The organism is Streptomyces sp. NPDC047043 (assembly GCF_040644055.1).
In the GTDB taxonomy this organism is placed as follows: domain Bacteria; phylum Actinomycetota; class Actinomycetes; order Streptomycetales; family Streptomycetaceae; genus Streptomyces.
On sequence record NZ_JBEYVO010000004.1, the window covers coordinates 258,075 to 282,117 of the forward strand.

Sequence of the window (24,043 nt, forward strand, 5' to 3'; positions counted from 1 at the left end):
ATGTCCGAAGCCCTTGCCCGACCCGCCGACGCGGGGACATCGGCCCCGCCGAAGCCGAACGCCGTGGTGGCGGTGCTGGCGCTGGCCGGAATCGTCGTATCGCTGATGCAGACCCTGGTCATCCCGATCGTCCCGGAGCTGCCCACCCTGCTGCACGCCTCGGCCTCCAACACCGCCTGGGCCGTCACCGCCACGCTGCTCGCCGCCGCGGTGGCCACCCCGGTCATGGGCCGTCTCGGCGACATGATCGGCAAGCGGCGCATGCTTCTGGTCAGCATCGTGCTGCTGGTCTCCGGCTCCGTCGTCGCCGCGCTCGCCGACTCCCTCGTACCGATGATCATCGGCCGTACCCTGCAGGGCCTCGCGGCCGCCGTGGTGCCGCTCGGCATCAGCATCATGCGGGACGCGCTGCCCGCCGACCGGCTGGCGGGTTCCACCGCGGTGATGAGCGCCTCGCTGGGTGTGGGCGGTGCGCTGGGGCTGCCGGCCGCCGCGTTCATCGCCGACCGCTGGGACTGGCACATCCTGTTCTGGACCTCGGCCGTGCTCGGTGTCGTGGCCTTCGCGCTGGTGCTGCTGATCGTGCCCGAGTCCAGGGTGCGCACCGGGGGCCGCTTCGACCTGGTCGGTGCGCTCGGTCTGTCCGCCGGTCTGGTCTCCCTGCTGCTGGCCGTCTCCAAGGGCGGCGACTGGGGCTGGACGTCCGGCACCACGCTGGGTCTGGGCGCCGCCGCCGTGCTGATCCTCGGTGCCTGGGGCTGGTGGGAGCTGAAGGCGAAGCAGCCGCTGGTCGACCTGCGGACGACCGCCAGGCCGCAGGTGCTGTTCACCAACCTGGCCTCGGTCGCCCTCGGCTTCTCGATGTTCGCCATGTCGCTGGTGCTGCCGCAGCTGCTGCAGCTGCCCACCCAGACCGGCTACGGGCTCGGCAAATCCATGCTGACGGTCGGCCTGGTGCTCGCCCCGCAGGGTCTGGTCATGATGGTCATGTCCGCCGCGTCGGCGAAGGTCACCCAGGCCAAGGGTCCGAAGGTCACGCTGATGATCGGTGCGCTGATCGTGGCCACCGGCTACGCCCTCAACATCGTCCTGATGAGCGAGGTCTGGCACCTCGTCCTGGTGTCCTGCATCATCGGCGCCGGCGTCGGCTTCACCTACGGCGCCCTGCCCGCGCTGATCATGGGCGCGGTCGACCCGTCGCAGACCGGTGCCGCCAACAGCCTCAACACGCTGATGCGCTCGCTGGGCACCAGCTTCGCCAGCGCCCTCGCCGGCGTCATCCTGGCCCAGATGACCACCGACTTCGGCGGTCACGCACTGCCCTCGGAGAACGGCTTCAAGGTCGTCATGGCCATCGGCGCCGGAGCCGCCCTGCTCGCCTTCCTCGTCGCCTCCTTCATCCCGCGCCGGCAGACGCCGGCCCCGGTGGCCGAGGGCGCGAGTGAGCAGGTGGAGGCGGCCGCCGCGCAGGCGTGAACGCCAACTGCCGCACAGACGGCCGTCGTTCCGCTCCCGCGGTGCGGCGGCCGTCGGTCGTGTGCGGGCGGCTCAGCCGTTCACGTCCGCCGGTGGTGCGCCCTCGTACGCCGCCCGCAGCACGGCGAGCGCCCCGTCGGCCGTGACCTCGCGCGGGTTGGCGTAGGCCTGGCCGGCGGTCTGGGCGGCCGCCACCGCCAAGTCGGCTTCCTTCAGGCCGAGTTCGGCGAGCGAGCGGGGTGCGCCGAGACGTTCGGACAGCTCCCGCACGGCGCGCGGGGCGTCGTCGGCGTCGAGGGCGCGGCCCACGGCGGCGGCCGCGTCCGGGACCGCGGGGGCGTTGTAGGCCAGGGCGTACGGCAGGACCACCGTGTGGGTCTCGGCGTGCGGCAGGCCGAAGGTGCCGCCCAGGACGTGGCAGAGCTTGTGGTGCAGGCCCATGGTCGTTGCGCCGAGGCAGGAGCCGCACAGCCAGGCGCCGTACAGGGCGCGCCCGCGGGCCTCGACGGAGTCCGGGGCTTCGGCCACCGCGGGCAGCGCGTCCGCCATGGCCCGTACGCCCTCCTGGGCCATCAGCGCGATCAGGGGCGAGGTGTCGGGGGCGTAGAGCGCCTCCACGGCGTGGGCGATCGCGTTGATGCCGCTGGTGACGGAGAGCGGGACAGGGAGGGAGAGGGTGAGTTCGGGGTCGTAGACGACGCTGCGGGGCAGGACGGACGGGTCGCGGCCGGTGCGTTTGGCGCCGTGTTCGGTCAGGCCCCAGACGGGGGTCATCTCCGAGCCGGAGTAGGTGGAGGGGACGGCGATCAGGGGCAGGCCGGTGCGCAGGGCGATCGCCTTGCCCAGGCCGATCGAGGAGCCGCCGCCCACCGCCACACAGCCGTCGGCGCCCGCCGCACGGGCCGCCTCGACGGCGCGGTCGGCGACCTCGACGGGGACATGCATACGGGCGCCGTCGTGCAGGCCCGCGCAGGCCGGGCCCAGCGAGTCGGCGACCGCCCGCGCGGTGTCCGCGCCGTGGCTGCCGCACACCACCAACAGCCGCCGCAGGCCCAGCCGTTCGGCCTCGCCGGGGGTCGCGGTGGTGGCGGCGCCGGGCCGGAAGACGACCCGGGCGGGCCGGGACTCGTAGGAGAAGTCGAGGTGGTGCGTCACGAGCGTTCCAGTACGAGGTCGAAGCGGGCGTGGCGGAAGGGGTTCGGGACGCCGAACTCCTTGGCCAGGGACGGGTCGTCGGTCTCGTAGAAGTCCTGGACCAGGCTCGGTTTGACGGCGAACACCGCGTCGGAGTCGAGGTAGTCGCTGCCCTCGACGAAGATGTGCGTGGTGACCGGCACATGCCCTTCGGCCGTGGCGATGAAGTGGATGTGGGCCGGGCGGTAGGGGTGGCGGCCGGTCGCGTGCAGGAGGCCGCCGACCGGGCCGTCGGTGGGGATCGGGTACGGGCTCGGCACACAGGTGCGGAACCGGAAGCGGCCCTCGGCGTCCGCGGTGAACAGTCCGCGGCCGTTGCCCGGCGGCTGGACGTCCGGCTGCTGGACGTCGTAGAAGCCGTTGCCGTCGGCCTGCCAGACGTCAACCAGTGCGCCCGGCAAGGGAGTTCCGTCCCGGGACAGGACCCGGCCGCTGACCACGCACGGCTCGCCGCCGCCCACCAGGTCGATGTCGGCGCCGAGTTCGCGGACCGGTGACTCAGTCATGTGGAAGGGGCCGAGGACGGTCGACTCGGTGGCGCCCGGGGCGCGGTCGCCGTTGATGGTCTCGACGAGCATCGACAGACCGAGCACGTCCGACAGGAGGATGAACTCCTGCCGGGTGTCCGTGCAGGTCTGCCCGGTCGCCGTGAGGAAGGCGATCGCGCGCTCCCACTCCTGCTGGGTCAGGCCGGTCTCACGGGCGAAGGAGTGGAGGTGGCGGATCAGGGAGCTGAGCAGTTCACGCAGGCGCGGGTCGGCGGTGGCGTGCAGGCTGCGCACCGCCTCGTCCGTGACCGTCGTGTGGGTGGCGTCGGTGGTCATGTCGGCTCCCTTCCCCGGTGCGCGGGTCAGCCGAACCAGACGACGAGCCGTACGTTCTCGTCGTCGGGCCCGGTCGCGAGCTCGCGCATCGCTCTCCATATCCTTGCCCAGCATCCCTCGTCCGGCGGGGCGAGCATCCGCGCGGTGAGCATCACGGGCCGGTACACCGCGCCGTCCAGGTGCACCTCGCGGCCGGGGGGCCACTCCGGCGGCGCGAGGAGCAGGGTCCCGCCGAAGGTCTCGGTGGCGGCCCGGCGGAGGTTGGGCGTCACCCGAACGAGGTGCTCGCCCTGGGGGTCCGACATGTGCGCCCAGTACCAGGCGGGCCGGGAGGCCAGGGGCGCGTCCCAGTCGACCGCGGTGACCTCGGCCCAGGTGACGTGGGTGTGGCTGTGCTGGTAGTCGCCGATGCCCGTCTCCCGTACGGGATCCGAGATGTCGTCCGGCAGCCCGCGGTCGGCGAAGAGCGCCCGCTCCACGTCTCCCGTGCCCCGGACGCCGAAGAGGCAGTCCCAGGCGACGTAGTCCCGCGGCGGCCGGAAGTCCAGCAGGTCGACCTCTACGTCCCAACGTCCGTCGGCAGATCGGCGCTCGATGGCACCGTCGATGTCCGTCCCCACGCGACGAGACCTTAGTGCAGCGCACGGGGGCGCAGGACCTGTCTTTCGGATCGCCTCGGCATCATTTGATGATTGCGTTGGCCACGACCACGATCACGCCCAGAAGTGCGTCCACGAGGCCGATGAGTGCCGCGACGGGCCACGGGCGCTTCGACCACCTTGCCGTCACCACGCCCAGCGTGAAGAGCAGGGCGATGTTCAGCGTGAACGCCGGGTACTCCACGTCCTTCGCGGGCCACCAGCCCCAGCCCGCCCCCGCGAGGATCAGCACGGTCGGCAGCACGGCGGCGACCAGGGGCCACTCGTCGGCGAGGGCGCGCAGGGAGTCCCAGCGGCGGTGGGGTGTGCGCTCGGCGATGTAGTGGGAGTAGCCGTGGGCGAGGGCCGAGGCGAGTGCGGTGACCAGGAGCCAGAGGGCGTCGTAGCGGCGGGTGTCGCGGGAGGTGTGGCCGTACTGGGTGAGCGCCGCGACCATGGAGCAGGCCAGTACGGCACCGTAGACGCCGCCGAAGAGGACCGTCTCACGGGTGTCGTGCTGTCGCGGGGCGGCTAGGGTCGCCGTGGTGTCCGCCATGCCTTCCACGATCACCCGGGCCCGGGAGGTCCGCCAGTTCGCGGCCGCCGCGACGAAGTGTCCTCCCACCTGCGCCGATACCGCACACAGTGTCCACGCCCGGCCGGCGGACGATCTCGTTAGGGTCGCCGCATGACCCACAGCTTCGTTGTGAACATCCCCGACGCCGAGCTCGAACCCGAGCCCCTCGACCCGGAGCAGATCGTCTCCGGGACACCCGAGGTGACCGGGAAGGTCGTCTGGGAGTCGGCGGACGGGAAGCAGATCCGCGGCATCTGGCAGATCACGCCCGGCGTCGTCACCGACACCGAGGCGGACGAGCTGTTCGTCGTGATCAGCGGGTCCGCGACCATCGAGGTCGGGGGCGGGCCGACGCTGACGGTCGGACCCGGCGACCTGGCCGTCCTGCGGGAGGGCGACCGCACGACGTGGACGGTGCACGAGACGCTCAGGAAGGCGTACGCCATCAATCTGTGAGCGCCCCCGAGGCGTGAGCGGAGTCAGTCGGTGAGCGGGGCCGCCGCCGTGCCGCGGATCTCCAACGTCGGTGCCGTCAGGTGCAGTTGCCCCGCTCCCCCAGGCCGCTCGAAGCGGTCCAGGAGGCAGCGGGCGGCGCGCCGGCCGAGCTCGTGGCCGGAGCTGTCGACCGTGGTCAGCCAGACGTGGCGCAGGCGGGAGATGCTCGTGTTGTCGTAGCCGACGACGGACACGTCGTGCGGGACGCGGAAGCCGAGTTCCTCGGCCGCCGAGAGGACGCCGACCGAGGCGATGTCGTTGACGGCGAACACGGCGGTGGGCCGCACCGGGCGGCTCAGCAGCCGGACGGCGGTGCGGTAGCCGCCCTCCTCGGTCATGTCGCTGGGTTCCACGAACCCCTCGGCCGCGAGACCGTGCGCCCGCATCGTCGCCTCGAAGCTGCGCCGACGCAGCTCGCCGACGGCGCCGTAGCCCGCGATGTGCGCGATGCGCCGGTGGCCGAGCCCGATGAGGTTTTCGGTGACCAGCCGCGCGCCCGTCTCGTCGTCGCCCGCGACGACGTCCACGCCGGGCGGGGCCTGTTCGCGGGCGCCCGCGACGACGACCGGGATCCGTTCGGCGGCCGCCCCCAGCGCGGCCGGATCGGGCAGGGTGCCGACGACGACCAGACCGTCGACCCGCAGGTCGAGGAGCGGATCGGCGGGATCCTGGCCGACCCGGCGGTTGAGGCGGGCGTCCGCCAGCAGCATCCGCAGGCCGTTGTCGTGCAGCAGCGAGTTCAGCCCGTCGAGCAGCTCGACGAACCAGGGGTTGCGCAGGTCGTTCAGGAGCACGCCGACCGTGCGGGTGCGCTGCTCGCTGAGGCTGCGCGCGGCGGCGTTCGGCCGGTAGCCCAGCTCCTGCACCGCCCGCTGCACGGCCTCCCGCTTCTCGGGTCGCACCTGCTCGGAGCCGCGCAGCACGAGCGAGACCAGCGACTTGGACACACCGGCCCGTTCGGCCACGTCGCGGATCGTCGGCGGTTTCATGTTCTGGACCGTTCCACGAGCTGCAGTGGCTTGTCAAAGGGGTCAGGGAGGCTTGACACCAGGCTGACATCCCGCTCAGGGTGGGCTGGACAGATTGTGGACCGGTCCAAAGAGGGGCTGTCATGGTGGATTCGCTGGGTGTCGCCGTCGTCGGGTTCGGCTGGATGGGGCGGGTGCACACCCAGGCGTACGCCCGCGTCCTGCACCACTACCCGCAGCTCGGCCTGCGCCCCGAGCTGGTGACGGTCGCCGAGGACGTGCCGGGCCGGGCCGAGGAGGCGGCCGCGCAGTTCGGGTTCGCGTCGACGACCCGTGACTGGCGTGACATCGTCAAGGACCCTCGCGTCCAGGCGGTCTCCATCACCGCTCCGAACTTCCTGCACCGGGAGATCGGCGTCGCGATGGCGGAGGCCGGCAAGCACATCTGGATCGAGAAGCCGGTCGGTCTGAGCGTGGCGGACGCCCAGGCTGTGGACGACGCGGTCGCGCGGGCGGGCGTGCAGAGCGCGGTGGGCTTCAACTACCGCAACGCGCCTGCCGTGGAGGCCGCGCGCGAGCTGATCGCCTCAGGTGGGATCGGCACGGTCACGCATGTCCGGGTCCGCCTCTTCAGCGATTACGCCGCCCACCCCGAGGGCGCCCTGACCTGGCGCTACGAGAAGGAGCGCGGCGGCAGCGGCGTGTTGGGCGACCTGGCCTCGCACGGCGCCGACCTGGCCCGGTACCTGCTCGGCGACATCGCGTCGCTGACCGCCGACACCGCCGTCTTCATCCCCGAGCGGGCCCGCCCCACCGGTGCCACGGCCGGCCACACCCGCGCCACCGGCGGCGAGTTGGGCCCGGTCGAGAACGAGGACTACGTCAACTGTCTGCTGCGCTTCGCCTCCGGCGCCCGCGGCGTCCTGGAGGCCTGCCGGGTCTCGGTCGGCGAGCAGAACAACTACGGCTTCGAGGTGCACGGCACCAGGGGCGCGGTGTTCTGGGACTTCCGCCGCATGAACGAGCTGGGCGTCAGCCGCGGCACGACCTACCAGGACCAGCCCGTCAGCACGGTCTATGTCGGCCCGGGCGACGGCGAGTTCAGCGCCTTCCAGCCGGGCGCGGCCAACGCCATGGGCATGGACGACCTGAAGGTGATCGAGGCCCACCGCTTTCTGCGCTCGATCGCGGAGGGCCAGCCGTACGGAGCCACGCTCCCGGACGCCGTACACAGTGCCGCCGTACTGGAGGCGATGGTGAGTTCGGCGGAGAGCGGCTCCTGGGTCAACGTTCAGTCATAGCGGCAAGCGACTCCACGCCCTTGGCGAGGGCGTCGACGACGGGCCGGGGAGGGTTGTCCGGGACTCCGGGCGCCCACCTCCGCCGCCGGGTCCGGGCCGCGAGCGGGAGTTCCACCTGGACGCCGCCGCCGCGGGTCAGGTTCACCGGGTTCCTGGGATGCAGGCCGCGCAGGGACACGGGGATCTCGTCCAGATCCGTGACCGCCTCGAACTCCGGCCGCAGCGTGTCGAGTTCGTCGGCGACGAGCCGCGCCGCCGAACGGTTGCCGCCACCGAGGAAGATGGACCGGGGCGCCGTAGGCCGCATGTGACCGTGCAGGGACACCACGACGGTCACCTGCGCCAGGAACTCTTGCAGCAGCCCGCAGTGCCCGACCGCCATGCGCGGCGACGGGATGTGCACCGGCTCCGGCACGCCCGGCTGGGTGAAGACCAGGCTGGTGGTGCCGCACAACTCGCCCACGGACCGGGCGAGTTCGGCCGTGCCGCCCTCGTTGCTGCCGTGCAGGGCGAGAAGTCCGGTGTCGCCGCCCGGGGTCAGGGTGGCCAGCAGCCGAACCCCTTCGATCTCGACCTCTTCGGTTCTCGTCGTCACTCCGGTCCTCTCAACTCGTCGCCTGCGGGGGCATGTTGTACGGCGTGACCACCTGGATCGCGGACGGCGGCGTCGGTCCCGTGCGCGGCAGTGCGTCGTGGGCGCGCATCACGATGTGGCAGGCCTCGCGCATGTCCTGGCGCAGGTCGTGGTGGAGGACCGCGGACAGCCGGTGTTCGCGCAGCAGACGGGTGTTGTCGTGGTCGAGGTCGTGCGCCACGAACACCGCACAGTCGCGGCCGAGGTCCTCGAAGGCGCGCAGGGTGGCGATGTTGCCGCCGCCGATGGAGTAGACGGCGCGGATGTCCGGGTCGCGTTCGAGGGCGGCGCGGACGAGGTCGTACTGGGTGGCGTCGAGGCCTTGGCCCTCGGCGATCTCGACGAGCGTGCGGTCCGGGTGGTGGGCGCGCATGGCGCTGCGGAAGCCCATCTCGCGCTCCTCCTCATTGCGGAAGAAGCCGCTGCTGAGGCTGGTCAGCACATTGCCGGGGCGGTCGCCGAGCCACTGACCCATCAGGTAGGCGGCGGTCGCGCCGGCCGCACGGTTGTCGATCCCGACATAGCCGAGGCGGGCGGTGGCGGGCAGGTCGGTCACCAGGGTGACGACGGGAATGCCGGCCTCGGCGAGGCGCGCGACGGCGGCCGTGATCTCGGGGACGTCCGGGGCCTTGAGGATCACCCCCTGCGAGCCGCGCCGGGCTATCCGGTCCAGGATCCCCGTCAGCTCCGTCACCGGCCCGGTCTCCCGGAAGTGGAAGCGCGACCGCACGACCGCCGGATGCAGGGACGGCAGCTCCGTCTCCAGGGCGGCGCGCACGGCGGTGGAGAACCGGTCGGGCGTCTGCATCACGATGTCGATCATGAAGGTGCGGCCCACCAGCCGGACCTGGGTGCGCTGCCGGTCCAGGTCCGCGATCGCCTGCTGGACCTCCCTCGCGGTGCTCTCGCGAACCCCGCCCCTGCCGTTCAGGACCCGGTCGACCGTCGCCTCGCTCACGCCCGCCTGACGTGCGATCTCCCGGATCGGGAAGGGATGGCCCATACGGTGGCTCCTTGAGGGGTTTTTGATGGCCGCCTGCTGGTTGTTCGACGGGTTTGTAATGACAAGAATGACAGCGCGGCCCGGTCGTGTCACCGAGGGCTGTGTCGTCCCTCCGACCGAAAGGACACCGATGTCCTTCACCTCCGTGGAGCACCGCGCCTGGCTCTCCGAGCAGGACTGCGACCTCAGCGACTTCCGCGGAATCGTCGAGCGGACCACCGACCTCGCCGACTACCCGCACGCCTCCGCGGTGGAGCGCAACGTCCTGATCTACGACAGCGAGCGGCTGCGCAAGGCCAAGCGGCGCCCGGTGCGGTCCGAGCTGGTGCGGGCCCTGGCCGACGGACCCGGCATCGTGGTCTTCCGGGGCGCCTTCCCCGACCCGTCCGTCGTCGACCGGCTCAGCACGGTCTTCGACGCCCTGATCGCCGAGCAGCACGCCTCGTGCGCGCACGCCGGGGACCACTTCGCCAAGCCCGGCGCCAACGACCGGGTGTGGAACGCGCTGGAGAAGGCCGCCCTCTACGATGCCGAGGCCTTCGCCGACTACTACGCCAACGACATCCTGGCGCTGGTCTCGGCGGCCTGGCTCGGCCCCGGCTACCAGGTCACCTCGCAGGTCAACGTGGTCAACCCGGGCGGCGCGGCGCAGACCGCGCACCGCGACTACCACCTGGGCTTCCTGTCCAACGAGGCCGCGGCCGCCTACCCGGCCCATGTGCACGTCCTCTCCCCCGTGCTCACCCTCCAGGGCGCGGTCGCGCACTGCGACATGCCCGTCCAGTCCGGGCCGACGATGTACCTGCCGTACTCGCAGCAGTACGAGCCCGGCTATCTGGCCTGGCGGCTGCCCGAGTTCCAGGCGTACTTCGACGCCCACCACGTCCAGCTCCCGCTCGCCAAGGGCGACGCGGCCTTCTTCAACCCCGCGCTGTTCCACGCGGCCGGCACCAACCGCACCGCCGACGTCCGCCGCACCGCCAACCTGCTGCAGGTGTCCTCGGCGTTCGGGCGGGCGATGGAGACGGTGGACCGCGAGGCGGTCGCGAACGCCGTCTTCCCGGTGCTGCTCAGGCGCCGGGCCGAGGGCGTGGGCGAGGAGTGGCTGGAGCACGTGATCGCGGCGAGCGCGGAAGGCTACCCCTTCCCCACCAACCTCGACAGCGACCCGCCGGTCGCCGGGCTCGCCCCGCCCTCGCAGGCGGACCTCGTACGGCGGGCGCTGCGCGAGGGATGGGCTCCCGGGACTCTGCGGGACGAGCTGCGAGCCGGCGCCGAGCGCCGCGAAAGCTGAAAGGACCTGGAACGACATGGGACTTCTCGACGACAAGGTCGTGCTCGTCAACGGCGGCAGTCAGGGCGTCGGCGCCGCCGTCGCACGGGCCGCGGTCCGCGAGGGCGCGATCGTCGCCGTGAGCGGGCGGCGCCCCGCTCCCGGCGAGGCGCTGGTGACCGAACTGACAGCCGCCGGCGGCAAGGCGATGTTCGTGCGGGCCGACCTGTCGGACGCCGAGCAGGCGAGGACCGCGGTGGGTGACGTCGTCGCGGCGTACGGCCGGATCGACTGCCTGGTCAACTCCGCGGGCCTGACCTCCCGGGGCACACTGCTCGACACCACACCCCAGCTGTTCGACCAGCACATCGCGATCAACCTCAAGGCACCGTTCTTCGCCATGCAGGCCGCCGTCGCGGACATGGTCTCCCGGAAGTCGCCCGGCACGATCGTCAACATCATCACCACCTCGGCGCACGGCGGACAGCCCTTCCTCGCGCCGTACGTGGCCTCGAAGGCCGGTCTGGCCGGCCTGACCCGCAACGCCGCGCACGCGCACCGCTGGGACAAGGTGCGGATCAACGGCCTCAACATCGGCTGGACGGCGACCGAGGGCGAGGACGTCACGCAGAAGACCTTCCACGACGCCGACGACGACTGGCGCGAGGAGGCCGCGGCGAAGCTGCCGATGGGCAAGCTCGGCCAGCCGGACGAGATCGCCGACTTCGTGGTCTTCCTGCTGTCCGACCGGTCGGGCGTGGTCACCGGATCGGTGATCGACTGGGACCAGAACGTACTCGGCGGACTCGACTGACGGCCCCCGACTCCCTCTCCGCTCGTAGGAAACACTCAAGGAGCTGCACCCCCATGCGTATCGGAATCCTCGGCCTCGGCCGCATCGGCGCCTTCCACGCCGAGACCCTCTCCGGGCTCGACGTGGTCGAGTCGCTCGTCCTGACCGACCCGTTCGCGGACGCCGCCAAGAGTGCCGCGGAGCGGTTCGGCGGCGAGGTCGTGGACTCGCCGGAGGCCCTGCTGGCCGCCGGCGTGGACGGCATCGTGGTCGCGGCCGCGACGGACGCCCACCCCGGGCTGATCCTGGCCGGGGTCGAGGCCGGCATCCCGGTCTTCTGCGAGAAGCCCGTCGCCAAGACCATGGCCGAGGGCGTCGAGGTCCTCAAAGCCGTCGAGGGCAAGGACGTGCCGATCCAGATCGGCTACAACCGCCGCTTCGACGCCGGTTTCGTCGCCGCCCGCGCCGCCCTGCAGAGCGGCGAGCTGGGCAAGCTGCACACCGTTCGGTCGACCACGCTGGACCCGGCGCCGCCGCCGGCCGCGTACATCGCCGCCTCCGGCGGCATCTTCCGCGACTGTTCGGTGCACGACTTCGACATCATCCGCTGGGTGACCGGCCGCGAGGTCGTCGAGGTGTACGCCGTCGGCGGCAACCGCGGCGCCGAGTACATCAAGGAGGCGGGCGACGCCGACACCACCGGCGCGATCCTCACCCTGGACGACGGCACGATCGCGGTGGTCTCCAACTCCCGCCACAACGCCCGGGGTTACGACGTCCGCATGGAGATCCACGGCTTCCAGGACTCCATCGCCGTGGGCCTGGAGGACAAGCTGCCGCTGCGCTCGGTCGAGCCCGGCGTGACCTTCCCGGCCGGCACCCCGCACGACTTCTTCATGGACCGCTTCACCGCGGCCTACCGCGCGGAACTCACCGCGTTCACCGAGGTCGTCGCGGGTTCCCGCCCCTCTCCCTGCACGGTGGCGGACGCGCTGGAGGCCGGCTGGATCGCCGACGCGTGCACCCTGTCGCTGCACGAGCACCGGCCGGTGACGATCGCCGAGGTCCGCACCGCCTGACGGTGCCCACAGGTCTCGTGTTCCGGGCGCTGGGCGGCCTCCGGCGCCCGGAACACGAGTGTGTCGGCCTCCGCGCTCCTGGAGGAGCAGGATGCAGCGGCAGAGGCGGTCACCGCCCGGCTGCGGGACGATGTCCCGTAGCCGGGCGGGCGGTTGGAGGAGGTGCATCTGCGGCACGAGCGGGCGTTCATGCTGCATTTCGGCAGCGGCGACCTCGAAGACGGCGTCCTGGAGCGGCTCGACGCGCTGCAGGGCCGAGGCCCCACCTGGTCGAGTGCACCATCGCGCACGCCCAGGACCTCGCCTGCCGCCATTGCCCGTCGGCGGGCGCCACACCAACCCCGCACGAACCGAACCGAGGAGGACGGACGTCATGAGCGAACCGGTCCGCGAACCACTGCGCATCGGCGTCCTGGGCGCCGCACGGATCACCGAACGCGCCCTGATCGACCCGGCCCGGACGACCGGTCACCGCCTGGTCGCGGTGGCCGCCCGCGACCGGTCCCGCGCCGAGGCCTTCGCCGCCGAGCACGGTGTGGAGCGGGTTGCGGACTCGTACGCCGACCTGCTCGCCGACCCCGAGGTCGAGGCCGTCTACAACCCGCTCGCCAACGGCCTGCACGGGCCGTGGAACCTCGCCGCCCTCGCGGCCGGCAAGCACGTCCTGAGCGAGAAGCCGTCGGCGAGCAACGCCGAGGAGGCCGCCGAGGTCCGCGAGGCGGCGGTGAAGGCCGGCACGGTCTTCATGGAGGGCTTCCACTACCTCTTCCACCCGGTCACCCGACGCCTGCACGAGCTCCTCGAGAGCGGTGAACTGGGCGAGCTGCAGCGGGTGGAGACGATGGTCGCGATCGGGGCCCCCGGCGACAGCGACCCGCGCTGGTCGCTGCCGCTGGCCGGCGGCGCCGTGATGGACCTCGGCTGCTACAGCCTGCACGCGGTACGGATGCTGGCACCCTGGGCGGGCGGCGCACCCCGGCTGGTCTCCGCGCGGGGCGGGGAGCGGGCGGGCGCGCCCGGCGTCGACGAGTGGCTGGACGCCGACCTGGAGTTCCCGGGCGGGGCCACCGCATCCGCGCGCTGCCACATGGCCTACGACGGCCTGGAGATGAGCTGCCGGATCGTCGGCAGCCGGGGCGAGGCGCTCGCGCCGAACTTCGTGCTGCCGCACCTGGACGACCGGGTCGTGGTCCGCACGGCGCAGGGCGAGCGGACGGAGCGGCTCGGGGCCCGGTCGTCGTACACCTACCAGCTGGAGGCGTTCGCGGCCCGGGTGCGCGAGGGCGCCCCGCTGCCGCTGGACGCGGACGACGCACTGGCGACGATGACCCTGATCGACGGCTGCTACCGCGCGGCCGGTTTCGAGCCCCGGCCGCGGACGCGGCTGTAGGCGGATGCCGGACACGGCCATGGCTTTGGGATGATCGACGCCATGGCCGTACGCATCGCACCCGCCGACGTCACCGACCTCCAGCAGGTCCTCACCGACCACGCCCGCTACTGGGGCGAGCGCGACCTGCGCGACCTCCATCTCCTGGCCCTGGTGCAGGAGTTCGGCGAGACCTGTCTGGTCGCCCGCTCGGACGACGGCATCCTCGGCTACCTGATCGGCTTCGTCACCCCCGACCGCACGGGATACGTGCATCTCATCGCGACGAGGGACGACGCCCGCGGCACCGGGCTGGGACGCGAGTTGTACGCCGCCTTCACCGAGGCCGCCCGACGGCAGGGGGCGGTCCGGCTGAAGGCGATCACGAGTCTCGGCAACAAGGGTTCCGTGGCCTTCCACCGCAGCCTCGGCTTCGACGTCCGCGTGACGGAGGACTACAACGGTCCCGGTGAACCGCGGGTCGTGTTCTCGCGGTCGCTCAACTGACCTCGTACAGCGCGGGCCGCTCCACCAGCTCGACCTCCGCCCGGGCACCCTCCGTGAGCGCCCGCACGCCCGCCTCGCAGACCGCGGCCACGGCGTAGCCGTCCCAGACGCTCGGGCCGGTGACCTCGCCGCGGCGGGTGGCGTCGACCCAGGCCTGAACCTCGCGGTCGTAGGCGTCGGCGAAGCGTTCGACGAAGTCCTGGGCGACGGTGCCGCCCCAGCGGCCGGCCATGTTGGTGACCATGGCGTGGCCGTCGCCGATGCGGGCGGTGCCGCGTTCGCAGACCACCTCGGCCTGGACCTGGTAGCCGAAGCCGCAGTTGACGAAGATCTCGACGTCGACGATCGCGCCGCCGTCGGTCTCGAACACGACGAACTGCGGGTCCTGCATGCCGTCCGGCGCGTTCGCGGACGGTGTCGGGCGCAGTACCGTCACGGCCGTGATCTCCTGGCCGAGCAGCCAGCGGGTCACGTCCATCTCGTGCACGACGGAGTCGTTGATGAGCATCTCGCTGCGCCAGCCCGGCGCGGAGGCGACGTTGCGATGCCGGTTGTGCAGCATCAGCGGCCGGCCCAACTGCCCGGACTCCAGCAGGCACTTGAGTCTCGTGTACTCGGCGTCGTAGCGCCGCATGAAGCCGACCTGCACCCGGCGGTGGCCGAGTCCCAGCTCGGCCTCCATGACGCGCATAGCGGACGCCGCGTCCGGGGTGAGCGGCTTCTCGCACAGCACGGGCAGATCGCGCTCGAACGCCGCCAGCAGGGCCGCCTCGTGAGCGGGCCCCGGGGAGGCGATCAGCACGGCGTCGACGTCGGACGCCGCCATCGCGGCGGCCGGGTCGGTGTAGGCGGTGCAGCCGTCGACGCGGGCCGCGACGGCCTTGGCGCGTTCCGCGTCGACGTCCACGACGGCGGTCACCCGGGCGCCGCTGGTGACCTCCTGGATGCGGCGGACATGGTCGGCGCCCATCTTCCCGGTGCCGACGACGGCGACTTGCAGCATTGCGGGCTGAGCCATGGTCGTCCCCCTCGGATGGTCAGGCGCCGCAGGACCTCAGGAACTTGCGCGTGCGCACCGCGATGGGCAGCGGCTTGTCCGGCTCGCACGGGTACATGTCCTGCTCGACGATGGCGAACAGCTCCACGCCGAGCTTCTGCGCGGCCTCCATCACCGGACCCAACTCGGGGACACCGGCGGGTGGTTCGCACATCACGCCCTGCGCCACGGCAGGCCCGAAAGGTGTCCCCTTGGCCTGCACGTCGGCGAGGATCTCCGGGTCGACCTGCTTGAGGTGCAGATAGCCGATGCGCTCGCCGTACGTCTCGATCAGCTTGACGCTGTCCCCGCCGCAGTAGGCGTAGTGCCCGGTGTCCAGGCACAGGTTGACCAGTTCGTCGTCGGTCGAGTCGAGGAAGCGCTCGACGTGGTCCTCGGTGTCGATGTGCGTGTCCGCGTGCGGGTGCACCACGATGTCGAGGCCGTACGTCTCCTTCACCTCGTGGCCGAGCCGTTCCATGCCCTTGGTGAGGTAGGCCCACTGCTCGCCGGTGAGCTCCGGCGGCTCCAGGATCTCGGCGGTCTTGTCGTCCCGCCAGAAGGAGGGGATCACCACCAGGTGCTTCGCACCCATCGCCTGGGTGAGCGCGGCGACCTGGCTGACGTGCTCCCAGGTGGACTCCCAGACGGACGGGCCGCGGTGCAGTCCGGTGAAAACCGTGCCCGCCGAGACCTTCAGATCACGTCTGTCGATCTCGTCGGTGAGCCGGGCCGGGTCGGTCGGCAGATAGCCATACGGACCCAGCTCGATCCACGAGTAGCCGGCCTCGGCGACCTCGTCGAGGAAGCGTTCCCAGGGCACCTGCTGCGGGTCGTCGGGGAACCAGACGCCCCAGGAGTCGGGGGCCGACCCGACCCGGATGCGGTCGAGCGAAGCAGCCATCTCAGCCCTTCCCCTCGGGACCGGCCGCGACGGGTGCGCTGAGGTCTTCCTCTTCCGGGAGTTCCTCGACGTCGACCCCGCGGACCTGGGACAACTCGTGCTTGAGCGCGGCGAGTTCGGCGCCGCCGGCCATGTGGTTGGTCAGCTCCTCGAGCGTGATCTGGCTGCGCTCGGCGGAGAGTTCCATGGTGCCCAGGCGCAGCACGCTGAAGTGGTCGCCGACCATGTAGGCGTGGTGCGGGTTGTGGGTGATGAAGATGACCCCGAGGCCGCGGTCGCGGGCGGCGGCGATGTACTTCAGCACCACACCCGACTGCTTGACGCCGAGGGCGGCGGTCGGCTCGTCCAGGATCAGTACGCGGGCGCCGAAGTAGACGGCGCGGGCGATGGCGACGCACTGGCGCTGGCCGCCGGAGAGGGTACCGATGGGCTGTTCCAGGTTGTCCAGGATGATGCCCATGTTGCGGAGTTCCTCGTCCGCGGTCTTCTTCATCTTCTCGATGTCGAGACGGCGGATCGGCCAGGGACCCTTGGTCATCTCGGAGCCGAGGAAGAAGTTGCGCCACACCGGCATCAGCGGGACGGTCGCCAGGTCCTGGTAGACGGTGGCGATGCCCTTGTCGAGCGCGTCGCGCGGGGTGGAGAAACGCACCGCCCGGCCGTCGACGAGGAACTCGCCCTCGGTGTGCTGGTGCAGCCCGGAGATGATTTTGATGAGGGTGGACTTGCCGGCGCCGTTGTCGCCCAGCACGCAGGTGACCTGGCTGGGGCGGACCTGGAGGCTCACGCCGTGCAGGGCGCGGATGTTGCCGTACGCCTTGCCCGCGTTGCGCAGTTCGACGATCGGCGCGTCGTCCGTCTCGGGAACGGTGTCGGCGATGATCTCGCCGTGCGTACCGGCCTTGTTCATGGATGTCATCGGGTCACCTCCGGGTCATGGTGCGCTGGACCCACAGATTGATCAGGACGGCGCCGAGCAGCATCACGCCGAGGAAGGCCTTGAACCAGTCCGGGTTCCAGCCGGCGTAGACGATGCCCTGCTGCACCATGCCGAACATGAACGCGCCGAAGACCGGGCCGATCGCCGAGCCGTAGCCGCCGGTCAGCAGACAGCCGCCGATCACCGCGCCGGAGATGTAGATCAGCTCGATGCCGACGCCCTCGCCGGACTGCACGGTGTTGAACGAGAACAGCTGGTGCATGCCCACGAACCAGGCACCGAAGCCGACCAGCATGAACAGGGAGATCTTCGTGAACGCCACCGGGACACCGACGGCCCGTGCGCTGTCCTTGTTGCCGCCGACCGCGAAGACCCAGTTGCCGTACTTGGTGCGCAGCAGCACCCAGGTGGCGATCGCCGCGAACAGCAGCCACCAGAACACGGTGATCTTCACCTGCACGCCGCCGATGCCGAAGGACGAGGCGAAGACCTTCCGGGCCGAGTCGAAGCCGTCCATGTCGCTGATGTCGTCCGTCGCCACGTTGCCCGTGACGAGCTTGGTGACGGCGAGGTTGACACCCTGGAGGATCAGGAAGGTGCCCAACGTGACCAGGAAGCTGGGCAGTCCGGTCTTGACGACCATCCAGCCGTTGAAGAAGCCGATCGCCAGCGACACGACCAGCGCGGCGAGCACGCCGACCCACACGTTCAGGGTCAGCTGATAGGCCGTCATGCTCGCGGTCAGCGCCGAGGTGATGACCCCGACACCGGACGACAGGTCGAACTCGCCACCGATCATCAGCAGCGCGACCGGGATGGTCACGATGCCGAGCGTGGAGGACTGGTACAGGATGTTCGCCATCGAGCTGGCGTCGCGCACCGGCGGCGCCGCGATCAGGAAGAACACGTAGACCGCTACGGCGCCGAGGAAGACACCCACCTCGGGGCGGGCCAACACCCGGACGGCCAGGGACCGTTCGGCGGTTCGCCCGTCACTCTTCTTGGGGCCGGGGGCCGGCGGTGAGGTCACCGCCGGCTCGGCGTGCTGGGTCATACTCATCACCGGGTTCCCTTGGCGGCGAACTTGGCCACCGCCTCGACGTTCGACTTGTCGACGAAGGCCGGGCCGGTCAGGACGGCCTGCTCACCACCACCGCTGTAGTTGCCGTTGTTCTTGTAGAGCCACAGCGAATCGACCGCCAAGTAGCCCTGCAGGTACGGCTGCTGGTCCACCGCGAACTGGATCGTGCCCTTGCTGATGGCACTCGTGAGGTCCTTGTTCAGGTCGAAGGTGGCGACCTTCGCCTTGCTGCCGGCGTCCGACACCGACTGCACCGCGGTCAGCGCGAACGGGGCGCCGAGCGTTGCGACGTAGTCGATGGAGGAGTCCTGCTTGAGCTTGGCGGTGATCGTCGACTTCACGGACGGCATGTCGGTGCCGTTGACGTTGAGGACGTCGGTCTTGCCGGAGAAGGTCTTCTTCAGACCGTCGCAGCGCTGGGTGAGGCCGACGTTGCCCTGCTCCTGGACGACACAGACCGCGTGCTTGGCGCCGAGGTCGTTCAGCTTCTTGCCGAACGCCTCACCCGCCACGGTCTCGTCCTGGCCGAAGAACTCCATCAGGCCGAGCTTCTTCCAGTCGCTCAGACCGGAGTTGAGGCCCACGACGGGTATGTCGGCCGACGTCGCCTTGCCGATGACGCCCTTCAGGGCGTCCGGCTTGGCGAGGGTGACCGCGATGCCGTCGACCTTCTGGTCGATCGCGTTCTGCACCAGGTTGGACTGGTTGCCCGCGTTCGGGTCGGCCGAGTAGATCAGCTTGATGTTGTCCTTGGCGGCGGCGGCCTCGGCACCCTTGCGGACGATGTCCCAGAAGGTGTCACCGGGCGACTGGTGGGTGACGAGCGCGACCGTCATACGGGGCGTGGTGGCCTTGCCGGCAGAGGCGTTGGCCCCGCCCTCTTCGGACTTCTTGCCCCCGGAACTGCTGGAACAGCCGGCGAGGGTCAGGGCTGCCGCCGCGGCGACCGCCACTACGGGAACGAGTCTGCGGGAGCGGGGGTGAGAAGAGCGGTCCATCTTTCCTGGCACCTCACTGTGCGTTGCGGGGGAAAGGGAGAGGGGATCACGAAGATCCAGGGGCCCGGGATCTTGGCATGTCCGGGTCGTCTGCCGCAAACGCGGCGGTTGGCCTGGGACGGGATCAAACCCCCGGCCGCGCCCGGTGTCAATACTTTGTTAAGACATCATTTCACAAGCAGGTCCGAATGTAAGTACAAACTATTGACAGCGTCACCCCCAGAGGCCTACACCTGGGAGGCGGCAGGCCCACGGGGACCACCCGCAACCCGAGTACAACCCGAGGAGCGTCGCGCATGGCCGAGTCAGCCCAGTCCTTCGACTTGATCACTATGGGCCGCATAGGCGTCGATCTCTACCCTCTGCAGTCGGGCGTACCCCTGGCGCAGGTGGAGGCCTTCGGCAAGTTCCTCGGCGGTTCGGCCGCCAACGTGGCGGTGGCCGCGGCCCGGCTCGGCCGGTCCACCGCGGTGATCACCCGCACCGGGGACGACCCCTTCGGCACCTACCTGCACGAGGCGCTGAAGGAGTTCGGCGTCGACGACCGCTGGGTCGCGCCCGTCGCCGCGTACCCGACACCGGTGACCTTCTGCGAGATCTTCCCTCCGGATGACTTCCCTCTGTACTTCTACCGGCAGCCTAAGGCTCCTGACCTGGAGATACATTCCGAGGAGCTGGACTACTTCGCCATCCGGGCGACCCGCGTCTTCTGGATCACCGGCACCGGTCTGAGCGAGGAGCCGAGCCGCTCCGCCACCCTCGCCGCCCTCAAGGCGCGCGACAAGGCGGGCACCACGGTCTTCGACCTGGACTGGCGCCCGATGTTCTGGAAGGACCCGGACGAGGCCCGCCCGTACTACGCGGAGGCGCTGCGGCACGCCACGGTCGCGGTCGGCAACCTCGACGAGTGCGAGGTCGCCACCGGCGTCCGCGAGCCGCGGGCCTGCGCGGAGGCGCTGCTGGAGGCCGGTGTGGAGCTGGCAGTGGTCAAGCAGGGCCCCAAGGGCGTCCTCGCGGTGCACCGCGACGGCACCACCGCCGAGGTCCCCCCGGTGCCCGTCGAGGTGGCCAACGGTCTCGGCGCGGGCGACGCCTTCGGCGGCTCCCTCGTCCACGGGCTGCTGTCCGGCTGGGAGTTGGCCGAAATCATGCGGTACGCCAACGCGGCCGGCGCCCTCGTCGCCTCCCGACTCGCCTGTTCCTCCGCGATGCCCACCGAGGCCGAGGTCGAAGACCTCCTCGCGCGAGCCACTCCCTGAAACGGAGCTTTCCTTGTCCCTCAGCATCCCCGACCTCGTCTCGGTCAGGGCCCGGAATCCCGAGGCCGTCGCCGAAGCGGCCGCCCGGCGCATCCGCCGTCCGCTCATCGGTGACAGCGGCCGCCTGATGATCGTGGCCGCCGACCACCCGGCCCGCGGCGCCCTCGGCGTCGGCGACCGGCGGCTCGCCATGGCCAACCGCGCCGACCTGCTGGAGCGCCTGTGCATCGCGCTCTCCCGGCCCGGCGTCGACGGAGTCCTGGCCACCGCCGACATCCTGGAGGACCTCCTCCTGCTCGGGGTGCTGGAGAACAAGGTCGTCATGGGCTCCATGAACCGCGGCGGCCTCGCGGGCGCCGCCTTCGAGCTGGACGACCGCTTCACCGGCCACCGCGCCGAGGACATGGCCCGCCTCCGCTTCGACGCGGGCAAGCTGCTGCTGCGCATCGACTACGACGACCCGGGCTCGCTGACCACGCTGGAGTCCACCGCCCGCGCCATCGACGACATGGCCGCTCGCCGGCTCCCGCTGTTCGTCGAGCCGTTCATCTCCCGCCGGATCGACGGCAGGGTCAGCAACGACCTGTCCGCCGAGGCCGTCACCAAGTCCATCGCCATCGCCTCGGGCCTGGGCGGCACCTCCGCCTACACCTGGCTGAAGCTGCCCGTCACCGAGAACGCGGACGACATGGGCGAGGTCCTGGAGACCTCGACGCTGCCGACCGTGCTGCTCGGCGGCGAGGTCGGCGAAGACCAGGAAGGCGCCTACGAGCGCTGGCGCAAGGCTCTCCGGCTGCCCACGGTCTTCGGCCTGGTCGTCGGCCGGTCGCTGCTCTACCCCGCCGAGGGCAGTGTGGAGATGGCGGTCGACACGGCCGTGGGTCTGCTGTGACGTTCCTGTTGTGACTCGGAGGAGTGCCATATGACATACCACCTTCCCGCGGGCAAGGCCCTCGGCGGCCCCTACGTCGTCGACGTCACGCCGGACAAGGCCGGCTGGGGCTACTCCAGCTTGCGCGTGCTGGAGCTGCCGCCGGGCGGCACGCACAGCTTCGACACCGGCGACAGCGAGTGGATCGTGCTGCCGCTGAGCGGCTCCTGCACCGTCGCCGCCGCGGACGACTTCGGCCACGACACCTTCGAACTCACCGGCCGCGACAGCGTGTTCAGCGCCGTCAGCGACTTCGCCTACGTGCCGCGCGACGCCCGTACGACCGTCACGAGCGACGGCGGCGGACGCTTCGCGCTCACCGGGGCGCGCTGCACCAGGCGGCTGCCCGCCCGCTACGGACCGGCCTCCTCGGTGCCGGTGGAGCTGCGCGGCACCGGCAACTCCTCCCGCCAGGTCAACAACTTCGGCGCGGCAGGCGTCTTCGAGTGCGACAAGCTCATCGCGGTCGAGGTGATCACCCCGGGCGGCAACTGGTCGTCGTTCCCGCCGCACAAGCACGACGAGCACCGGCCCGGCGAGGAGTCCGTCCTCGAAGAGGTCTACTACTTCGAGTTCGCCGACCACGACGGCATCCCCGGCCTCGGCTACCAGCGCGTCTCCCCCTCCGGACACGGCCGCAACACCGACGTCCTGGCCGAAGTGCGCGGCGGAGACGTCGTATTGATCCCCGACGGCTGGCACGGACCGTCCATGGCGGTGCCCGGCCACCACATGTACTACCTCAACGTCATGGCGGGCCCCGAGCCCGAGCGCGCCTGGCTGATCTGCGACCACCCCGATCACGCCTGGGTCCGTGACAGTTGGCCCGACCAGCCGGTCGACTCCCGTCTCCCCCTCTACACGGCACCGGAGAAGTCCTGATGAGCACCCCCACCCGCCGCCTGACCGTCGCCCAGGCCCTGGTGCGGTTCCTGTCCGCCCAGTACACCGAGCGCGACGGCGTACGACAGCGGCTGATCGCCGGCACCTGGGGCATCTTCGGCCATGGCAACGTTGCCGGACTCGGCCAGGCCCTCCTGGAGGCGGGCGAGGACACCATGCCGTACCACCAGGGCCGCAACGAGCAGTCCATGGTGCACGCGGCCGTCGGCTACGCACGCCAGCTCGACCGCCTCTCCGCGCAGGCCGTGACGACGTCCATCGGCCCCGGCGCCACCAACCTGGTCACCGGCGCCGCCCTGGCGACGATCAACCGCCTCCCGGTGCTGCTCCTTCCCGGCGACTACTTCGCCACCCGCGTGGCCGACCCGCTCCTCCAGCAGCTGGAGCACCCGACCGAAGCGGACGTGTCGGTGAACGACACCCTGCGCCCGGTGTCGAGGTACTTCGACCGCGTCACCCGCCCCGAGGCCCTGATCCCCTCCGCCCTGGGCGCCATGCGGGTGCTCGCCGACCCCGCCGAGACCGGCGCGGTCACCCTGGCCCTCCCCCAGGACGTGCAGGCCGAGGCCTACGACTGGCCGGAGGAGTTCTTCGCCGAGCGCGTGTGGCACGTACGGCGTCCCGCGCCCGACCCGTTCGAGCTGGCGGAGGCGGTGGCGGCGATCCGGGCCGCCGAGCGCCCGCTGATCGTCGCGGGCGGCGGCATCCACCACAGCCGCGCCGAGGAGGCGCTGAAGGCGCTGGTGGACGCGACCGGCATCCCGGTCGCCTCGACCCAGGCGGGCAAGGGCTCGCTGCGCCACGACCACCCCGCCGACCTCGGCGGCATCGGCCACACCGGCACGGCGGTCTGCGACGACATCGCGCGCACCGCCGACCTGATCATCGGCGTCGGCACCCGGTACACGGACTTCACCACCGCGTCCAACACGCTCTTCCAGAAGCCGGACGTCCGGTTCGTCAACCTCAACATCGCCGCCTTCGACGCGCACAAGCTGGCGGCGCGCACGGTCGTCTGCGACGCGCGCGCGGGGCTCACAGCGTTGACGGAGGCACTGTCGGGTCACCGTGTGAACTCGGTTTACGAGGCCGAGTACCGCGCGGGCAAGGACCGCTGGGAGCAAGTGGTTGACGCCGCTTTCACCGCGGCCGACGAGAACGCCGTCCCGACCCAGACGCAGGTGCTCGGCGCCCTGGATGCGGTCGTCGGCGACGACGACGTGGTGATCAACGCGGCCGGCTCGCTCCCCGGCGACCTGCACAAGCTCTGGCGGGCCCGCAGCCCCCGCCAGTACCACCTGGAGTACGGCTACTCCTGCATGGGCTACGAGATCCCGGCCGGCATCGGCGTCCAGCAGGCCGCCCCCGACACCCCGGTCTGGTCCCTGGTCGGCGACGGCACCTACCTGATGATGCCGACCGAGATCGTCACCGCCGTCCAGGAGGGCCTGCCGGTCAACCTCGTCCTCATCCAGAACCACGGCTACGCCTCCATCGGCGGCCTCTCCGAGTACGTCGGCGGCGAGCGCTTCGGCACCGCCTACCGCTACCGGACCGCCGACGGCACCTTCTCCGGCGCCCCGCTCCCCGTCGACCTGGCCGCCAACGCGGGCAGCCTCGGAATGGACGTCCTGCGCGCCAAGACGGTCCGCGAACTGCGCGAGGCGCTCGCCGCGGCCCGCGCCTCCGATCGTCCGACCTGCGTCTACGTCGAGACCGACACCGCCACCGCGACCGCTCCCCCGGCCGAGGCCTGGTGGGACGTGCCGGTCGCCGAAGTCGCCACCCGCGAGGCCGCGTCGAGCGCCCGCGAGGAGTACGACCGCCAGGTCTCCGACCAGCGCCGCCACCTCTGACATC

At 71.2% G+C, this 24,043-nt stretch carries 24 protein-coding genes; 12 read left to right on the forward strand and 12 right to left on the reverse strand.

The features are described 5' to 3' along the window. Positions 1-1,476, forward strand: a complete 1,476-nt coding sequence (locus tag ABZ880_RS08345; RefSeq protein WP_361258847.1) for an MFS transporter — start codon at positions 1-3, stop codon at positions 1,474-1,476. A 72-nt stretch (positions 1,477-1,548) separates the two neighbouring features. Here ABZ880_RS08345 and ABZ880_RS08350 read toward each other — a convergent pair whose 3' ends face one another. From ABZ880_RS08350 to ABZ880_RS08365, 4 genes are all read right to left on the reverse strand, one after another. Further along, the gene (locus ABZ880_RS08350; protein WP_361258850.1) at positions 1,549-2,631 is read right to left on the reverse strand and encodes a maleylacetate reductase; all 1,083 of its coding nucleotides are present in this window, start codon (positions 2,629-2,631) and stop codon (positions 1,549-1,551) included. Then, complete coding sequence (locus tag ABZ880_RS08355; protein WP_361258852.1) at positions 2,628-3,494, reverse strand: intradiol ring-cleavage dioxygenase; 867 nt, start codon at positions 3,492-3,494, stop codon at positions 2,628-2,630. The genes ABZ880_RS08350 and ABZ880_RS08355 overlap by 4 nt, the downstream gene beginning before the upstream one ends. Positions 3,495-3,520: 26 nt before the next feature. Further along, positions 3,521-4,114: a hypothetical protein gene (locus ABZ880_RS08360; protein WP_361258855.1), complete on the reverse strand. Its 594-nt coding sequence runs from the start codon at positions 4,112-4,114 to the stop codon at positions 3,521-3,523. A 61-nt stretch (positions 4,115-4,175) separates the two neighbouring features. Further along, on the reverse strand, positions 4,176-4,688 hold the full coding sequence (locus ABZ880_RS08365) for a hypothetical protein (protein WP_361258857.1): 513 nt from the start codon (positions 4,686-4,688) through the stop codon (positions 4,176-4,178). Positions 4,689-4,820: 132 nt separating this feature from the next. Here ABZ880_RS08365 and ABZ880_RS08370 point away from each other — a divergent pair, with 132 nt between their 5' ends. Further along, entirely contained in the window at positions 4,821-5,165 is a 345-nt protein-coding gene (locus ABZ880_RS08370) for a cupin domain-containing protein (protein WP_361258860.1), read from the forward strand. Between the two features lie 23 nt (positions 5,166-5,188). On the opposite strand, the gene ABZ880_RS08375 is transcribed toward ABZ880_RS08370, so the two are convergent. Beyond that, positions 5,189-6,193: a LacI family DNA-binding transcriptional regulator gene (locus ABZ880_RS08375; RefSeq protein ID WP_361258863.1), complete on the reverse strand. Its 1,005-nt coding sequence runs from the start codon at positions 6,191-6,193 to the stop codon at positions 5,189-5,191. 122 nt (positions 6,194-6,315) lie between these two features. Here ABZ880_RS08375 and ABZ880_RS08380 point away from each other — a divergent pair, with 122 nt between their 5' ends. Beyond that, positions 6,316-7,473 carry a Gfo/Idh/MocA family oxidoreductase gene (locus ABZ880_RS08380; RefSeq protein WP_361258866.1) on the forward strand — a complete coding sequence of 386 codons (1,158 nt, stop codon included), beginning with the start codon at positions 6,316-6,318 and terminating at the stop codon, positions 7,471-7,473. On the opposite strand, the gene ABZ880_RS08385 is transcribed toward ABZ880_RS08380, so the two are convergent. Beyond that, positions 7,457-8,068: a poly-gamma-glutamate hydrolase family protein gene (locus tag ABZ880_RS08385; RefSeq protein WP_361258869.1), complete on the reverse strand. Its 612-nt coding sequence runs from the start codon at positions 8,066-8,068 to the stop codon at positions 7,457-7,459. The two genes, ABZ880_RS08380 and ABZ880_RS08385, sit on opposite strands and share 17 nt — an antisense overlap. A 10-nt stretch (positions 8,069-8,078) precedes the next feature. Then, positions 8,079-9,110, reverse strand: a complete 1,032-nt coding sequence (locus ABZ880_RS08390; RefSeq protein ID WP_361258871.1) for a LacI family DNA-binding transcriptional regulator — start codon at positions 9,108-9,110, stop codon at positions 8,079-8,081. A 130-nt stretch (positions 9,111-9,240) separates the two neighbouring features. Between ABZ880_RS08390 and ABZ880_RS08395 the strand changes: the two genes are divergently transcribed. The 5 genes from ABZ880_RS08395 (at position 9,241) to ABZ880_RS08415 (ending at position 14,131) form a co-directional block, all read left to right on the forward strand. Further along, positions 9,241-10,404, forward strand: a complete 1,164-nt coding sequence (locus tag ABZ880_RS08395; RefSeq protein ID WP_361258874.1) for a phytanoyl-CoA dioxygenase family protein — start codon at positions 9,241-9,243, stop codon at positions 10,402-10,404. Between the two features lie 16 nt (positions 10,405-10,420). Beyond that, positions 10,421-11,197 carry an SDR family oxidoreductase gene (locus ABZ880_RS08400; protein ID WP_361258877.1) on the forward strand — a complete coding sequence of 259 codons (777 nt, stop codon included), beginning with the start codon at positions 10,421-10,423 and terminating at the stop codon, positions 11,195-11,197. A gap of 53 nt (positions 11,198-11,250) precedes the next feature. Continuing rightward, entirely contained in the window at positions 11,251-12,255 is a 1,005-nt protein-coding gene (locus ABZ880_RS08405; protein ID WP_361258880.1) for a Gfo/Idh/MocA family oxidoreductase, read from the forward strand. 373 nt (positions 12,256-12,628) lie between these two features. Then, positions 12,629-13,645, forward strand: coding sequence for a Gfo/Idh/MocA family oxidoreductase (locus ABZ880_RS08410; protein WP_361258883.1), 1,017 nt, complete (start codon positions 12,629-12,631; stop codon positions 13,643-13,645). A 42-nt stretch (positions 13,646-13,687) separates the two neighbouring features. Next, positions 13,688-14,131, forward strand: coding sequence for a GNAT family N-acetyltransferase (locus tag ABZ880_RS08415; protein ID WP_361258886.1), 444 nt, complete (start codon positions 13,688-13,690; stop codon positions 14,129-14,131). Here ABZ880_RS08415 and ABZ880_RS08420 read toward each other — a convergent pair. The 5 genes from ABZ880_RS08420 to ABZ880_RS08440 are packed head-to-tail and all read right to left on the reverse strand — an operon-like array spanning position 14,124 to position 19,090. Next, positions 14,124-15,149 carry a Gfo/Idh/MocA family oxidoreductase gene (locus tag ABZ880_RS08420; protein WP_361258889.1) on the reverse strand — a complete coding sequence of 342 codons (1,026 nt, stop codon included), beginning with the start codon at positions 15,147-15,149 and terminating at the stop codon, positions 14,124-14,126. The two genes, ABZ880_RS08415 and ABZ880_RS08420, sit on opposite strands and share 8 nt — an antisense overlap. 19 nt (positions 15,150-15,168) lie before the next feature. Next, positions 15,169-16,071 carry a sugar phosphate isomerase/epimerase gene (locus tag ABZ880_RS08425; protein WP_361258892.1) on the reverse strand — a complete coding sequence of 301 codons (903 nt, stop codon included), beginning with the start codon at positions 16,069-16,071 and terminating at the stop codon, positions 15,169-15,171. A gap of 1 nt (position 16,072) precedes the next feature. After that, positions 16,073-16,990, reverse strand: a complete 918-nt coding sequence (locus ABZ880_RS08430) for an ATP-binding cassette domain-containing protein (protein WP_361258895.1) — start codon at positions 16,988-16,990, stop codon at positions 16,073-16,075. A gap of 4 nt (positions 16,991-16,994) precedes the next feature. Then, positions 16,995-18,071: an ABC transporter permease gene (locus ABZ880_RS08435; protein WP_361258897.1), complete on the reverse strand. Its 1,077-nt coding sequence runs from the start codon at positions 18,069-18,071 to the stop codon at positions 16,995-16,997. Then, on the reverse strand, positions 18,071-19,090 hold the full coding sequence (locus tag ABZ880_RS08440) for a sugar ABC transporter substrate-binding protein (RefSeq protein WP_361258899.1): 1,020 nt from the start codon (positions 19,088-19,090) through the stop codon (positions 18,071-18,073). The genes ABZ880_RS08435 and ABZ880_RS08440 overlap by 1 nt, the downstream gene beginning before the upstream one ends. A gap of 296 nt (positions 19,091-19,386) precedes the next feature. Here ABZ880_RS08440 and iolC point away from each other — a divergent pair, with 296 nt between their 5' ends. The 4 genes from iolC to iolD are packed head-to-tail and all read left to right on the forward strand — an operon-like array spanning position 19,387 to position 24,039. Further along, on the forward strand, positions 19,387-20,349 hold the full coding sequence (gene iolC, locus ABZ880_RS08445) for a 5-dehydro-2-deoxygluconokinase (protein ID WP_361258902.1): 963 nt from the start codon (positions 19,387-19,389) through the stop codon (positions 20,347-20,349). A 13-nt stretch (positions 20,350-20,362) separates the two neighbouring features. After that, entirely contained in the window at positions 20,363-21,241 is an 879-nt protein-coding gene (locus ABZ880_RS08450; protein WP_361258905.1) for a deoxyribose-phosphate aldolase, read from the forward strand. 30 nt (positions 21,242-21,271) lie between these two features. Further along, a complete protein-coding gene (gene iolB, locus ABZ880_RS08455) occupies positions 21,272-22,162 on the forward strand; it encodes a 5-deoxy-glucuronate isomerase (protein ID WP_361258908.1) in 891 nt (296 codons plus the stop codon). Next, positions 22,162-24,039 (forward strand): 3D-(3,5/4)-trihydroxycyclohexane-1,2-dione acylhydrolase (decyclizing), encoded by a 1,878-nt coding sequence (gene iolD, locus ABZ880_RS08460; RefSeq protein WP_361258911.1) that lies wholly within the window; start codon positions 22,162-22,164, stop codon positions 24,037-24,039. Before iolB ends, iolD begins: the two co-directional genes overlap by 1 nt. Positions 24,040-24,043: the final 4 nt, after the last annotated feature.